Below are 15990 nucleotides of genomic sequence, written 5' to 3'. Positions count from 1 at the left end.
TATGAAAGTAAGAACATTAACTGCAATTATTGCCTTATTAATATTCTTGCCATTCTTACTAAAAGGTGGCATGATTTTAATGCTTTTCGCTTACTTATTAGCTTTAATTGCATTAAAAGAACTATTAAACATGAACATGATTAAGTTCTTATCTATACCAGGATTTATTAGTGCATTAGCCTTAATTATTATTATGTTGCCTCAAGATGCTGGGGAATGGGTACAAACTATACAACTTAAAAGCTTAATAGCTATGAGTTTTATTGTCCTAAGTTATACAGTGCTATCTAAGAACAGATTTAGTTTTATGGATGCAGCTTTCTGTCTTATGTCGGTAGCATATGTAGGTATTGGATTTATGTATTTCTATGAAACACGTTCAGAGGGATTACATTACATATTATTTGCCTTTCTAATAGTTTGGTTAACAGATACTGGAGCATATATTTTCGGTCGATTGATGGGTAAACATAAATTATGGCCTGTGATTAGCCCTAATAAAACGATTGAAGGTTTTATTGGGGGAATCATTTGTAGTTTACTCGTACCTTTAATTATGCAATTTTTCGTGAATTTCCATCTAAACATATGGCTGTTATTAATAGTTACAGTGATTTTAAGTATGTTTGGTCAATTAGGAGATTTAGTTGAATCTGGATTTAAGCGACACTTTGGTGTCAAAGATTCAGGCCGTATTTTACCAGGTCACGGTGGTATTTTAGATAGATTTGATAGTTTTATGTTTGTTTTACCACTATTAAATATTTTATTAATCCAAATTTAATTTGTGGTACAGTCTATAAAATAAAATAGATGTTATAATAAAGGAGTTATTGAGATATTGGAGAGAGTGCAATGTCTCTTAACTCCTTTTGAACACTATCACTGTATAAATCGTTAACTACAATTATACATATTTATTAGAGAATGAATCTAAGCGTATTATAATGTTTTATATTATTTGTTTATTCTAGTACTTAGATTTATTGAAAATTAAACATAATATCAATAGAGGTGTAGAGTATGAGCTATTTAATAACAATAGTTTCATTTATCATCGTATTTGGTGTACTAGTTACTGTACATGAATACGGTCATATGTTCTTTGCTAAAAGAGCAGGTATCATTTGTCCTGAATTCGCGATTGGCATGGGGCCTAAAATTTTTAGTTTTAGAAAAGATGAAACATTATACACAATACGTTTATTACCTGTAGGCGGTTATGTAAGAATGGCTGGAGATGGACTTGAAGAGCCACCAGTTCAACCAGGTATGAACGTAAAAATTAAATTAAATGAAAAAGATGAAATTACGCATATTATTTTAGATGATCAACATAAATTCCAACAAATTGAAGCTATAGAAGTTAAAAAATGTGACTTTAAAGATGATTTATATATAGAAGGTATAACATCTTATGATGAAGAAAGACATCATTACTCAATCGCTAAGAAGGCATATTTTGTTGAAAATGGAAGTCTTATACAAATCGCCCCTAGAGATAGACAGTTTGCACATAAGAAACCATTACCCAAATTTTTAACACTTTTTGCCGGCCCGCTCTTCAATTTTATTCTAGCATTAGTGTTATTTATAGGTTTAGCTTATTACCAAGGTACGCCTACAAATACAATTGGAGAAGTAGTAAAGCATTCACCTGCAGATCAAGCTGGGTTACATAAAGGTGATAAAATTGTTGAAATCGGTGATCATAAAATTAAAGACTTTAGTGAAATAAGAAAAGTATTAGATGATAATAAAACTTCTAAAACAACAATTAAAGTACAAAGAGATCACCATTCAAAAACAATGCAACTTGAACCCAAAAAGGTAGAAAACAAAATTAGCAAAAACAAAAAGCAAACAAGTTACCAAATCGGATTTGCACCTAAGTTGGAGCACAGTATTTTTAAACCAATCAGTTATGGAATTTATAATTTCTTTGATAAAGGTAAATTAATCTTCTCAGCGGTTGTTGGTATGATTGCTAGCATCTTTACTGGTGGTTTTTCATTCGACATGCTTAATGGTCCAGTAGGTATTTACCATAATGTGGACTCAGTTGTAAAGTCTGGTATTATCAACCTAATAGGCTATACAGCATTATTAAGTGTAAACTTAGGTATCATGAACTTATTACCTATTCCAGCGTTAGATGGTGGTCGAATTTTATTTGTATTATATGAGGCTATTTTCAGAAAGCCAGTGAATAAAAAGGCTGAAACAGCTATTATTGCAACAGGTGCATTATTTGTTGTTATTATTATGATTATCGTAACTTGGAACGATATACAACGGTATTTCTTATAATTAGGGAGGAAAATAGAGAATGAAACAATCTAAAGTATTTATACCAACGATGAGAGAAGTTCCTGCAGAAGCTGAAGCACTAAGTCATCGTTTATTACTTAAAGCAGGTTTAATCAAACAAAGTACTAGTGGAATCTATAGTTATTTACCACTTGCAACAAGAGTTTTAAATAACATTTCTAACATCGTACGAGAAGAAATGGAAAGTATTGATGCCGTTGAAATTTTAATGCCCGCTTTACAACAAGCTGAATTATGGGAAGAATCTGGACGTTGGGGAGCTTATGGTCCAGAGTTAATGCGACTCAAAGATAGAAATGGAAGAGAATTCGCATTGGGGCCTACGCATGAAGAGGTTGTAACTTCTCTAGTTAGAGACGAACTAAAATCATACAAACGTCTACCTCTTACCTTATTCCAAATTCAATCAAAATACCGTGATGAAAAGAGACCCCGCTTTGGATTATTACGCGGCAGAGAATTTATTATGAAAGATGCATATTCTTTCCACGCTGACGAAGAATCTTTAGATGCAACATATCAAGATATGTACAATGCATATAGTAAAATCTTCAAGCGTGTAGGGATTAACGCACGCCCTGTAGTCGCTGATTCAGGCGCGATTGGTGGTAATCACACTCATGAATTTATGGCACTAAGTGAAATTGGCGAAGATACAATTGTTTATAGTAACGAAAGTGACTATGCTGCTAATATTGAAAAAGCAGAAGTTATTTATCATCCTTCAGAAAAACATACTGAAACAGCTGAACTATCAAAAATTGAAACACCAAATGTCAAAACAGCACAAGAACTCGCAGATTTCTTAAATCGTCCACTAGATGAAATTGTTAAAACAATGATTTTCAAAGTAGATGGCGAATTTATTATGATTCTAATAAGAGGGCACCATGAATTTAACGATGTTAAATTAAAAGCATATTTCGGTACTGAAAATGTTGAAATGGCATCACAAGATGAAATTGTCAATTTAGTTGGTGCAAATCCTGGTTCTTTAGGCCCAATTCATAATAAAGAAATTAAGATATACGCAGATAACTATGTAAAAGATTTAAATAATCTTGTTATAGGTGCTAATGAAGATGGCTATCATTATGTTAATGCTAATGTAGAAAGAGATTTTAACATTGATGAATATGGTGATTTTAGATTTATTTTAGAAGGCGAAATGTTAAGTGATGGTTCTGGTAAAGCTCAATTTGCAGAAGGTATTGAAGTTGGTCAAGTCTTCAAGTTGGGTACAAAATACTCTGAAGCAATGAACGCTACTTTCCTTGATAATCAAGGTAAAGCGCAACCATTAATTATGGGATGCTACGGTATTGGTATTTCGAGAACTCTTAGCGCTATTGTTGAACAAAATAATGATGACAATGGTATTATTTGGCCAAAATCAGTCACACCATTTGATTTACACTTAATAACAATTAACCCTAAAAAAGATGATCAACGTGAATTAGGAGATCAATTATATGATCAATTAAATGGTCAATTCGATATTCTTTATGATGATAGAAAAGAACGCGCAGGTGTTAAATTTAACGATGCTGACTTAATTGGATTACCAATGCGAGTTGTAGTCGGTAAAAGAGCTGAAGAGGGTATTGTTGAGGTCAAACAACGCTTGAATGGTGAAAGTGAAGAGATTCACGTCAATGATTTAGAAAATTATTTAAAAGATTTATATGACAATTTAAAATAGATTTAGATTTTGAAAGTAAACTAGTTGAAGTAGGGCGGGGAATGAATTTTGAGTTTGAAATTCAAACCTGCTCTTCTTTATTGTTTTAAATATACAAATAATTTCTCATGAAAATTAATCAAATGAGTAGTATAATATGAATCAAATTTGCTATAAGATTTGAGTGTGCAGCAATAGTAGTTCTTATCACATACATAATTAGAATTTAAATAAAAGTACAAGTATTAAAAATTTAAGGTGGTTATTATTTTGGCAATGACAAATCAAGAAAAATTCAAAGTACTTGCCGATCAAATTAAAATATCAAATCAATTAGAGACTGATATTCTAAATGAGGGTGAACTGACTCGAATTGATGTTTCTAATAAGAATAGAACATGGGAATTTCAAATCTCATTACCACGTTTTCTTTCACATGAAGATTACCTATTATTTACTCATGCAATTGAAGAAGAGTTTAAAGAAATAGCCACAGTTACAATCCATTTTTCAATTAAAGATACAACTCACCAAGACGAACATGCATTAAAATACTTTGCCCATTGTATTGATCAAACGAGATTATCACCTAAAGTTAAAGGTCAATTAAAACAAAAGAAATTGATTATGTCTGGTAATGTAATCAAAGTTTTAGTATCCAATGATATTGAACGTAACCATTTTGACAAAGCATGTAATGGAAGTTTAGTTAAAGCTTTTCAAAAATGTGGTTTTAATATAGACAAGATTATCTTTGAAACAGATACTACGAATCATGATGATGATTTAGCCTCATTAGAAGCTCATATTCAACAAGAAGATGAACAAAGTGCTAGAGAAGCTACTGAAAAATTAGAAAAAATGAAGGCTGAAAAGGCTAAACAACAAGATAACAATGAAAGTTCTGTTGATAAGTGTCAAATTGGGAAAACAATTCAAGTTGAAAACATTCGCTCTATTGATTCAATTATCGAAGAAGAATTCAAAGTAGCAATTGAAGGTGTTATTTTCGATATCAATTTAAAAGAACTTAAAAGTGGGCGTCATATCGTAGAGCTTAAAGTTACAGACTACACAGATTCTTTAGTTTTAAAAATGTTCACCCGTAAAAATAAAGATGACCTAGACCATTTTAAGGCTTTAAGTGTAGGAAAATGGGTGAGAGCACAAGGTCGTATTGAAGAAGATACATTTGTGCGTGATTTAGTTATGATGATGTCAGATATTGAAGAAATTAAAAAAGCACCAAAAAAAGATAAAGCTGACGAAAAACGTGTAGAGTTTCATTTGCATACAGCTATGAGCCAAATGGATGGTATACCGAATATCGGTTCTTATGTTGAACAAGCCGCTGAATGGGGACACTCTGCTATTGCAGTTACTGACCATAATGTCGTTCAAGCATTTCCAGATGCACATAATGCAGCAGAGAAACATGGAATTAAAATGATTTACGGTATGGAGGGCATGCTTGTTGATGACGGAGTGCCTATCGCTTACAAACCTACTGACCGCGTTTTAAAAGATGCTACTTATGTGGTATTTGACGTTGAAACAACAGGTTTATCTAATCAATACGATAAAATTATTGAGTTAGCAGCTGTAAAAGTTCATAATGGTGAAATTATTGATAAATTCGAACGCTTTAGTAATCCTCATGAACGTTTATCTGAAACAATCATTAATTTAACTCATATCACAGACGACATGCTAACGGATGCTCCTGAAATTGAAGAAGTATTAACTGAATTTAAAGAATGGGTTGGGGACGCGATATTTGTAGCTCACAATGCTTCATTTGATATGGGATTTATTGATACTGGTTATGAGCGCTTAGGCTTTGGGCCGTCTACTAACGGTGTCATCGATACATTAGAACTTTCACGTACGATTAACACTGAATACGGTAAACACGGTTTAAACTTCCTTGCTAAAAAGTATGGCGTCGAACTCACACAACACCATAGAGCGATTTATGATACTGAAGCAACCGCATATATTTTCATCAAAATGATTCAACAAATGAAAGAACTCGGCGTTCTAAATCACTTGGAAATAAATAAAAAGCTAACTAATGAAGATGCTTATAAAAGAGCACGCCCATCTCACGTAACACTTATAGTTCAAAACCAAGAAGGACTTAAAAATCTATTTAAAATCGTAAGTGCGTCTTTAGTAAAATACTATTATCGTACACCTAGAATTCCACGCTCTCTTTTAAATGAATATAGAGAGGGGATATTGGTTGGTACTGCATGTGATGAAGGGGAATTATTTACTGCTGTAATGCAAAAAGACCAATCAGAAGTTGAAAAAATTGCAAAGTATTATGATTTCATAGAAGTTCAACCACCTGCATTGTACCAAGATTTGATGGACAGAGAATTAATTCGTGATCATGAAACTTTAACAGAAATTTATCAACGGTTAATTGAAGCGGGAGAAAGTGCAAATATTCCAGTTATTGCGACGGGTAATGTGCATTATTTATATGAACACGATGCAATTGCACGAAAAATTTTAATTGCGTCACAACCAGGTAATCCATTAAATCGTTCAACGTTACCTGAAGCACATTTTAGAACTACAGATGAAATGCTAGACGAATTTCATTTTCTTGGAGAAGAGAAAGCGCATGAAATCGTAGTCAAAAATACAAACGAATTAGCCGAACGTATTGAGAGAGTTGTTCCGATTAAAGATAAATTATTTACACCAAGAATGGAAGGTGCAAATGATGAGATTCGTGAATTAAGTTATTCTAATGCTAAAAAGTTATATGGTGAAGATTTACCGCAAATCGTTATAGATCGATTAGAGAAGGAATTAGCTAGTATTATCGGTAATGGTTTCTCAGTAATTTATTTGATTTCACAAAGATTAGTTAAAAAATCACTTGATGATGGTTATTTAGTAGGATCTCGTGGTTCGGTCGGTTCTAGTTTCGTGGCTACGATGACTGAGATTACCGAAGTTAATCCTTTACCTCCACATTATATATGTTCACATTGTAAAACGAGCGAGTTCTTTGATGATGGGTCAGTAGGTTCAGGTTTCGACCTTCCAGATAAAAAGTGTCCTATTTGTGGTAATGACCTTATTAAAGAAGGACAAGATATTCCATTCGAAACGTTTTTAGGTTTCAAAGGAGATAAAGTTCCCGATATTGATTTAAACTTTAGTGGGGAGTACCAACCAAACGCGCATAACTATACTAAAGTGCTATTTGGTGAAGATAAAGTTTTCCGTGCAGGTACGATTGGTACAGTTGCTGAGAAAACTGCTTTCGGGTTTGTAAAAGGATATCTCAATGATCAAGGTATCCATAAACGTGGAGCTGAAATTGACAGATTGGTTAAAGGTTGCACTGGTGTTAAACGTACGACTGGACAACATCCAGGTGGTATTATAGTAGTTCCAGACTATATGGATATTTACGATTTTACGCCTATTCAATTCCCTGCAGATGATCAAAGTGCAGCTTGGATGACAACACACTTTGACTTCCACTCCATACATGATAACGTTTTAAAACTCGATATACTTGGGCACGATGACCCAACTATGATACGTATGCTTCAAGACTTATCAGGTATTGATCCTAAGACTATTCCAGTTGATGATAAAGATACGATGCAAATTTTCAGTGGTCCTGAGAGTTTAGGTGTTACTGAAGATGAAATATTATGTAAAACTGGTACATTTGGCGTCCCTGAATTCGGTACTGGATTCGTTAGACAAATGTTAGAAGATACGAAACCAACAACTTTCTCAGAGCTTGTACAAATTTCTGGCTTATCACACGGTACTGATGTGTGGCTTGGTAATGCTCAGGAATTAATACGACAAGGTATTTGTGATTTATCAAGCGTAATAGGTTGTCGTGATGATATTATGGTTTATCTTATGTACGCAGGATTAGAACCATCTATGGCCTTCAAAACAATGGAATTCGTGCGTAAAGGTCGTGGATTAACCGATGAAATGGTCGAAGCTATGAAAGAAAATGATGTACCTGACTGGTATTTAGATTCATGCCGAAAAATTAAATACATGTTCCCTAAAGCCCATGCTGCAGCATATGTTCTGATGGCAGTAAGAATTGCTTATTTTAAAGTACACCATCCGCTATATTATTATGCAGCGTACTTTACTATTAGAGCTTCTGACTTTGATCTCATTACAATGATTAAAGATAAAACAAGTATTCGCAACACTGTTAAAGACATGTACTCTCGTTATATGGACTTAGGAAAAAAAGAAAAAGATGTTTTAACTGTTTTAGAAATCATGAACGAAATGGCACATCGAGGATTCCGCATGCAGCCAATTAGTCTTGAAAAAAGTCAGGCTTTCGACTTTATTATTGAAGAAGACACGCTTATTCCTCCGTTTGTTGCAGTACCTGGTTTAGGTGAGAACGTTGCCAAACGGATTGTTGAAGCACGTGAGGAAGGTCCTTTCTTATCCAAAGAAGATTTAAATAAGAAAGCGGGACTTTCACAAAAAGTTATTGATTACTTAGATGAGATGGGATCCTTACCAGGTTTACCAGATAAAGCACAATTATCTATTTTTGATATGTAGTTTTCCCTTGAAAATGATTGCTATATATCAAATAGATTACCAAAATACAGGATTTAGGTGCTAAACAATAGAATGTTAATAGCACCTCTATCCCGTCTACAACTTATGAAATTTGTTTAGTATCATGAGTTATGATATACTTTAATTGTGTAAAAAATGATTAAACTCAGGCAGAAGAGTGGGCATATACCCGCTCTTTTCTATTTGCCAAAAAAGGAGGCCTGTATGAGTAAAATTACTGAACAAGTAGAAACTATAATTCAGCCTATATTAGATGATTTAAAATTTGAACTTGTTGAAATTGAATATGTTAAAGAAGGTAAAGATCGCTTTCTTAGAGTGTCCATCGATAAAGAAGGTGGCGTAGATCTTAATGATTGTACTTTAGCTTCAGAAAAAATTAGTGAAGCAATGGATGAAAATGACCCTATCCCGGAAATGTATTACCTTGATGTAGCATCTCCAGGGGCAGAACGACCTATTAAAAAAGATAAAGATTTTCAAAATGCTGTAAGTCAACCTATATTTGTTTCACTTTATGCACCAATCGAAGGTGATAAAGAGTGGTTGGGAATATTAAAATCTGTAGATGAAGACAATATAGTTATGGAAGTAAAAGAAAAATCAAAAACCAAAGAAATTGAAATACCAAGAAATAAAATCGCTAAAGCACGTCACGCTGTTATGATTTAACGTGATGAGGAGGAAAAACTGTGTCAAGTAATGAATTATTATTAGCTACTGAATATTTAGAAAAGGAAAAGAAAATTCCTAGAGAAGTACTTATCGATGCTATTGAAGCTGCGCTAATCACTGCATATAAGAAAAATTATGACAGTGCAAGAAATGTAAGAGTAGAATTAAACATGGACGAAGGTTCGTTTAGAGTAATTGCTCGAAAAGAAGTCGTAGAGGAAGTCTTCGATGATAGAGATGAAGTAGATCTAAGCACTGCATTGGTAAAAAATCCAGCTTATGAAATTGGTGATATCTATGAAGAAGATGTTACTCCTAAAGACTTTGGACGAGTAGGCGCACAAGCAGCTAAACAAGCAGTTATGCAACGTTTAAGAGACGCTGAAAGAGAAATCCTATATGATGAATTTATTGATAAAGAAGAAGATATTTTAACAGGTGTGATTGACCGTGTCGATCATCGCTATGTTTACGTAAATTTAGGTAGAATTGAAGCTGTTTTATCTGAAGCTGAAAGAAGCCCTAACGAAAGTTACATCCCTAATGAACGTATTAAAGTTTATGTAAACAAAGTTGAACAAACAACAAAAGGACCTCAGATTTATGTTTCAAGAAGTCATCCAGGTTTATTAAAACGTTTATTTGAACAAGAAGTTCCAGAAATTTATGATGGAACTGTCATTGTTAAATCTGTAGCACGTGAAGCAGGAGACCGTTCTAAAATCAGTGTTTACTCTGATAATGCAGATATCGACGCAGTAGGTGCATGTGTAGGTTCTAAAGGTGCACGTGTTGAAGCTGTTGTTGAAGAACTTGGTGGAGAGAAAATAGACATCGTTCAATGGAATGAGGATCCGAAAGTATTCGTTAGAAATGCTTTAAGCCCATCACAAGTTCTAGAAGTTATTGTTGACGAAGAAAATCAATCAACAATAGTGGTTGTACCTGATTACCAACTTTCTCTAGCAATAGGTAAACGTGGTCAAAATGCGCGTCTAGCAGCTAAATTAACTGGTTGGAAGATTGATATTAAATCTGAATCTGATGCACGTGAAGCAGGCGTTTACCCTGTAATTGAATCTGAAGAAGTTGCAGATGAAATCGTAAACACTGGTGATGAAGATGTTGAATTTGATGACGTTAATTTAGAAGAATCTAATTTAACAACAGCAGAATTAGCTGCAGAGACTGATGAAGAAAAAGACTCTGATGCTGAAGAAGATAAAAATACAGAAGAATAGATTGGAGTGTTAACTTATGAAAAAGAAAAAAATTCCAATGCGAAAATGTATTATATCTAATGAAATGCATCCAAAGAAAGATATGATTCGAGTAGTCATCAATAAAGAAGGCGAAATCTTTGCAGATGCGACTGGTAAGAAACAAGGTCGTGGAGCATATGTTTCTAAAGATGTTTCTCTAGTTGAAAAGGCTCAACAAAAAGAGTTACTTGAAAAGTACTTTAACGCCTCTAAAGAAACACTAGAGCCGGTATATAAAGAAATTATTCGTTTAATTTATAGAGAAGAGATTCCTAAATGATTAAAGATCAAATATTTAATTTCCTGGGCTTAGCAATGAGAGCAGGAAAAGTTAAAAGTGGAGAATCTGTTATTTTAAACGACATTAAAACCAATAAGATTAAACTCGTAATCGTAGCAACCGACGCGTCTGACAATACTTTGAAAGTTATGAAAGATAAGTGCAATAGCAACCAAGTTCCATTAAGGAATTTTGGAACGAGGGCTGAATTAGGGGGAGCACTTGGTAAAGGCGAGAGAGTTAATATTGGTGTAACAGATAATGGTTTTGCTAAAAAGTTATTATCAATGATAGATGAATATCGTAAGGAGTGATTATATGAGTAAAAAAAGAATTTACGAATATGCAAAAGAATTAAATCTAAAGAGTAAAGAGATTATAGATGAGTTAAAAAGTATGAACGTTGAAGTGTCGAACCATATGCAAGCTTTAGAAGACGACCAAATTAAAGCTTTAGATAAAAAGTTCAAAAAAGAACAAAACACAGACGACAAACAAAATACTCAAAATAATCACCAAAAATCTAATAATAAACAAAATCAAAATAATAAAGGCAATCAATCGAATAAAGATAAACAAAATAACAAAGGTAATCATCAAAAAAACAATAACCAACAAAAGAATCAAAACAAAAAGAATGGTCAGAACAATAAAGGCAAGCAACAAAATAAAAATAATAAAAACAACAAAAATAATAAACAGCAAAATCAAGCTGCAGAACCTAAAGAAATGCCTTCAAAAATTACTTATCAAGAAGGAATTACTGTTGGTGAATTAGCTGAAAAACTTAATGTTGAATCTTCAGGTATCATCAAAAAATTATTCTTATTAGGAATTATGGCTAACATTAACCAATTATTAGATGAAGAAACATTAGAATTAATTGCAGATGATTATGGTGTGGAAATTGAACAAGAAGTAGTTATTGATGAAGAAGATTTATCTATTTATTTCGACGATGAAACTGAAGATCCTGATGCGATCGAAAGACCAGCTGTTGTTACAATTATGGGACACGTTGACCATGGTAAGACAACATTATTAGACTCTATTCGTCATACTAAAGTCACTGAAGGAGAAGCTGGAGGTATAACTCAACATATTGGTGCTTACCAAATTGAAAATAATGGAAAGAAAATTACTTTCTTAGATACTCCTGGACACGCAGCATTTACAACTATGCGTGCGCGTGGTGCTCAAGTAACAGATATTACAATTCTTGTAGTAGCTGCTGACGATGGCGTTATGCCACAAACAATTGAAGCAATCAACCACGCAAAAGAAGCAGATGTCCCTACAATTGTGGCAGTTAACAAAATTGATAAACCAACTGCAAATCCTGACCGTGTAATGCAAGAATTAACGGAATATGGTTTAATCCCAGAAGATTGGGGCGGTGACACAATCTTTGTACCACTTTCTGCTTTAAGTGGTGATGGTATCGAGGATTTACTAGAAATGATTGGACTTGTTGCAGAAGTTCAAGAACTTAAAGCTAATCCTGACAAACGTGCAGTAGGTACAGTTATTGAAGCTGAACTTGATAAATCACGTGGACCAGCTGCTTCCTTATTAGTACAAAACGGTACATTAAACGTTGGTGATTCAATTGTAGTAGGTAATACGTATGGTCGTATCCGAGCAATGGTTAATGACTTAGGTAAACGTATTAAATCAGCAGGCCCTTCAACACCCGTAGAAATCACTGGTATCAATGATGTACCACTTGCTGGAGATCGATTTGTAGTATTTAGTGATGAGAAACAAGCACGTCGTATAGGTGAAGCGCGTCATGAAGCAAGCGTGATTCAACAACGTCAAGAAAGTAAAAATGTTTCATTAGATAACTTATTTGAACAAATGAAACAAGGTGAAATGAAAGATTTAAATGTAATTATTAAAGGTGACGTTCAAGGTTCAGTAGAAGCATTAGCTGCTTCATTAATGAAAATTGATGTAGAAGGCGTAAATGTACGTATTATCCACACTGCAGTAGGTGCAGTTAATGAATCAGACGTAACATTAGCCAATGCTTCTAATGGTATCATCATTGGCTTTAACGTACGACCAGATGCTGGCGCAAAACGTGCTGCTGAAGCTGAAAATGTTGATATGAGATTACACCGCGTTATCTATAACGTAATTGAAGAAATTGAATCTGCTATGAAAGGTTTACTGGACCCTGAATATGAAGAACAAGTGATCGGTCAAGCTGAAGTTCGTCAAACATTCAAGGTGTCTAAAGTTGGTACAATTGCTGGTAGTTACGTGACTGAAGGTAAAATCACACGTAATGCGGGTGTACGAGTAATTAGAGACGGTATTGTATTATTCGAAGGTGAATTAGATACATTAAAACGTTTCAAAGATGATGCTAAAGAAGTAGCTCAAGGTTATGAGTGTGGTATTACTATTGAAAAATATAATGACCTAAAAGAAGGCGACATTATCGAAGCGTTTGAAATGGTTGAAATTCAACGATAATAAATGTTTGAACTAATGAAATCTCCTCGCTATTTAGTAAAATAGGGAGGAGATTTTTAATAAAGCACATTGCTAAGAATAATATGATTTAATAAAATATTACTTGCTAAAGTAAATTTAATTTTAAAGAAAAATAAAATAAAGAGGTGAAATAAGATGAGTAATATGAGAGCTGAACGTGTTGGAGAACAAATGAAACAAGAAATCATGGATATCGTTAATAATAAAGTAAAAGATCCAAGAGTAGGATTCCTAACTATTACTGACGTTGAACTAACTAATGACTTATCTCACGCCAAAGTTTATCTCACAGTATTAGGTAGTAAAAAAGAGGTCGACAACACATTTAAAGCACTTGAAAAAGCTAAAGGTTTCATTAAATCTGAGCTAGGTTCAAGAATGCGTTTAAGAATTATTCCTGACTTAACATTTGAATATGATGAATCAATAGAATACGGAAATAAAATTGAACGCATGATTCAAGATTTACACAAAGAAGATAAATAAATTTTCAATTAAAGTAGGTAGGCAGATTCATACAAATTTAAATGTATCTGCTTACCTACTTTTTTATATAAAAATAGTGGTCAATTATATCTAAAGAGATGTTATAATGATTGAGGTAAAATTAACTGTAGATTAAAGGTGTGACAACATGTATAACGGTATATTACCCGTATTCAAAGAAAGAGGTTTGACGAGCCATGATGTCGTTTTTAAACTTAGAAAAATATTAAAAATGAAGAAGATCGGACACACAGGTACGTTGGACCCTGAAGTAGATGGGGTTCTTCCGATATGCCTTGGTAATGCTACTAGAGTGAGCGATTACGTGATGGAAATGGGAAAAACATATAAAGCTGAAGTTACTCTAGGAGTAAGCACAACAACTGAAGATCAAACTGGGGATACATTAGAGGTTAAAGGAATTGATAAAGACGATGTTACAGAACGGGATATTGATCAAACGCTTGAGAAATTTTTAGGCGTTATCGAACAAATTCCACCAATGTATTCATCAGTTAAAGTTAAAGGAAAAAAACTTTATGAGTATGCCCGTAATAATGAAGAAGTCGAAAGACCTGTAAGACATGTTCTTATCAAAAATATTTATAGAACTTCAAATTTAACTTTTCAAAATAACCAATGTCATTTTGAAATTGAAGTGAGTTGCGGTAAAGGCACATACATCAGAACTTTAGCTACTGATATTGGTAAGAAATTAGGTTATCCAGCGCATATGTCACGTTTGACAAGAGTTTCCTCAGGTGGTTTTCAAATCGACAAAAGTTTTAAATTAAAACAAATTAAGGACATGCATGAGCATGATTCATTACAAGATAAGCTATTTCCTATAGAATATGGCTTAAAAGGATTGCAAGAGATTGAAATAAATGATGAAGCATTTAAGAAAAGAATTTTAAATGGACAAAAATTTAATGTTAAGGACTTAGATCAAGAAATAGAGTCACAGTTTGTTTTTATTGATCAAATGTCAAAAAAAGCATTAGCCATTTATATGGTACATCCTGAGAAGATAAATGAAATTAAACCGAAAAAAGTATTTAACTAAAGGAGAAATACATTTATGAAAGTGATAGAAGTTACCCATCCCATTCAAAAAGATCAATTAATAAATGAAAATGTTGCGATGGCGTTTGGTTTCTTTGATGGCATGCATAGAGGTCATGACAAGGTGATTCAAGCTTTGAATCAAAAAGCGGAAGAAAATAATCTAAAGAAAGCTGTAATGACATTTGACCCGCATCCATCTGTGGTTTTGAATCCCGAACGTAAACGTACGACTTATTTAACACCACTTTCAGATAAACTAGAAATGATTGAACATCATGACGTAGATTACTGCATAGTTATTAATTTTTCTTCTCGTTTCGCTAGCGTCACTTCTGAAGAATTTATTCAAGAATATGTAATTAATAATAATGTAAAAGAAGTGATTGCTGGATTTGATTTTACTTTTGGGAAATTCGGAAAAGGAAACATGACTGTTTTACAAGAATCTAATGATTTTAAAACTACAATCGTAGGTAAACAAGAATTGGATTCTGAAAAGATTTCAACAACCGCTATAAGAGAAGCATTAACTGAAGGCAATTTAAGAAAAGCAAACGAAGAACTTGGTTATCTTTATAGAATTAAAGGAACAGTTGTTCAAGGAGAGAAACGAGGCAGAACTATAGGCTTCCCAACGGCAAACGTTCAACCAAGCGACGATTATGTGTTACCAAAAAAAGGTGTATATGCTGTTAGTATGGAAATTGGTCCAGAAAGTAAAATATATAGAGGCGTGGCCAATGTAGGAGTTAAACCAACTTTCCATGATCCAGCTAAAGCTGAAGTGGTTATAGAAGTAAATATTTTTGATTTTGATGAAAATATTTATGGCGAACGAGTTACTGTGTATTGGCACTATTTCTTGAGACCGGAAGTTAAATTTTCAGGTATAGATCCATTAGTTGAACAAATGAATGAAGATAAAGACCAAGCAAAATATTTATTATCTGTTGATTTCGGTGATGATGTATCGTATAATATTTAAAGTTGAGGAAGAAAAGCTAAGATAAATAGCTTACTTCTAAAATACCTTTTTCTTAGTAGGTCGAGTCTCCGACGCCTAACTCAGATTAAGGAGTTAAATTATATTAAGG

Annotated in this window: 12 protein-coding genes; all 12 read left to right on the top strand. The window is 33.4% G+C overall.

The window, feature by feature from the left end; translation table 11 throughout:
- Position 1 precedes the first annotated feature (1 nt).
- The 12 genes from HMPREF2706_RS07975 (at position 2) to HMPREF2706_RS07920 (ending at position 15881) form a co-directional block, all read left to right on the top strand.
- Positions 2–784, top strand: coding sequence for a phosphatidate cytidylyltransferase (locus HMPREF2706_RS07975; RefSeq protein WP_002436308.1), 783 nt, complete (start codon positions 2–4; stop codon positions 782–784).
- A 239-nt stretch (positions 785–1023) separates the two neighbouring features.
- Positions 1024–2310: an RIP metalloprotease RseP gene (gene rseP / locus HMPREF2706_RS07970; RefSeq protein WP_030064796.1), complete on the top strand. Its 1287-nt coding sequence runs from the start codon at positions 1024–1026 to the stop codon at positions 2308–2310.
- Between the two features lie 19 nt (positions 2311–2329).
- A complete protein-coding gene (locus HMPREF2706_RS07965; RefSeq protein WP_049428545.1) occupies positions 2330–4033 on the top strand; it encodes a proline--tRNA ligase in 1704 nt (567 codons plus the stop codon).
- A gap of 255 nt (positions 4034–4288) precedes the next feature.
- Positions 4289–8599 (top strand): PolC-type DNA polymerase III, encoded by a 4311-nt coding sequence (locus tag HMPREF2706_RS07960; protein WP_141761280.1) that lies wholly within the window; start codon positions 4289–4291, stop codon positions 8597–8599.
- Positions 8600–8824: 225 nt separating this feature from the next.
- Complete coding sequence (gene rimP / locus HMPREF2706_RS07955; protein ID WP_002436317.1) at positions 8825–9292, top strand: ribosome maturation factor RimP; 468 nt, start codon at positions 8825–8827, stop codon at positions 9290–9292.
- 20 nt (positions 9293–9312) lie between these two features.
- Positions 9313–10536, top strand: coding sequence for a transcription termination factor NusA (gene nusA, locus HMPREF2706_RS07950; protein ID WP_002436342.1), 1224 nt, complete (start codon positions 9313–9315; stop codon positions 10534–10536).
- Positions 10537–10552: 16 nt separating this feature from the next.
- Entirely contained in the window at positions 10553–10837 is a 285-nt protein-coding gene (gene rnpM, locus HMPREF2706_RS07945; RefSeq protein ID WP_002436310.1) for an RNase P modulator RnpM, read from the top strand.
- The gene (locus tag HMPREF2706_RS07940) at positions 10834–11151 is read left to right on the top strand and encodes a L7Ae/L30e/S12e/Gadd45 family ribosomal protein (protein WP_002436350.1); all 318 of its coding nucleotides are present in this window, start codon (positions 10834–10836) and stop codon (positions 11149–11151) included. Before rnpM ends, HMPREF2706_RS07940 begins: the two co-directional genes overlap by 4 nt.
- 4 nt (positions 11152–11155) lie before the next feature.
- Entirely contained in the window at positions 11156–13321 is a 2166-nt protein-coding gene (infB, locus tag HMPREF2706_RS07935; RefSeq protein ID WP_049428549.1) for a translation initiation factor IF-2, read from the top strand.
- Positions 13322–13477: 156 nt separating this feature from the next.
- On the top strand, positions 13478–13828 hold the full coding sequence (gene rbfA, locus HMPREF2706_RS07930) for a 30S ribosome-binding factor RbfA (protein ID WP_002436301.1): 351 nt from the start codon (positions 13478–13480) through the stop codon (positions 13826–13828).
- Between the two features lie 148 nt (positions 13829–13976).
- Entirely contained in the window at positions 13977–14894 is a 918-nt protein-coding gene (gene truB / locus HMPREF2706_RS07925; RefSeq protein ID WP_002436304.1) for a tRNA pseudouridine(55) synthase TruB, read from the top strand.
- 15 nt (positions 14895–14909) lie between these two features.
- Entirely contained in the window at positions 14910–15881 is a 972-nt protein-coding gene (locus HMPREF2706_RS07920; RefSeq protein WP_070862309.1) for a bifunctional riboflavin kinase/FAD synthetase, read from the top strand.
- Positions 15882–15990 lie beyond the last annotated feature (109 nt).

It is taken from the genome of Staphylococcus sp. HMSC067F07, from assembly GCF_001837405.1.
Taxonomy (GTDB): domain Bacteria; phylum Bacillota; class Bacilli; order Staphylococcales; family Staphylococcaceae; genus Staphylococcus; species Staphylococcus capitis.
This window is presented reverse-complemented; position numbering and strand designations above follow the sequence as displayed.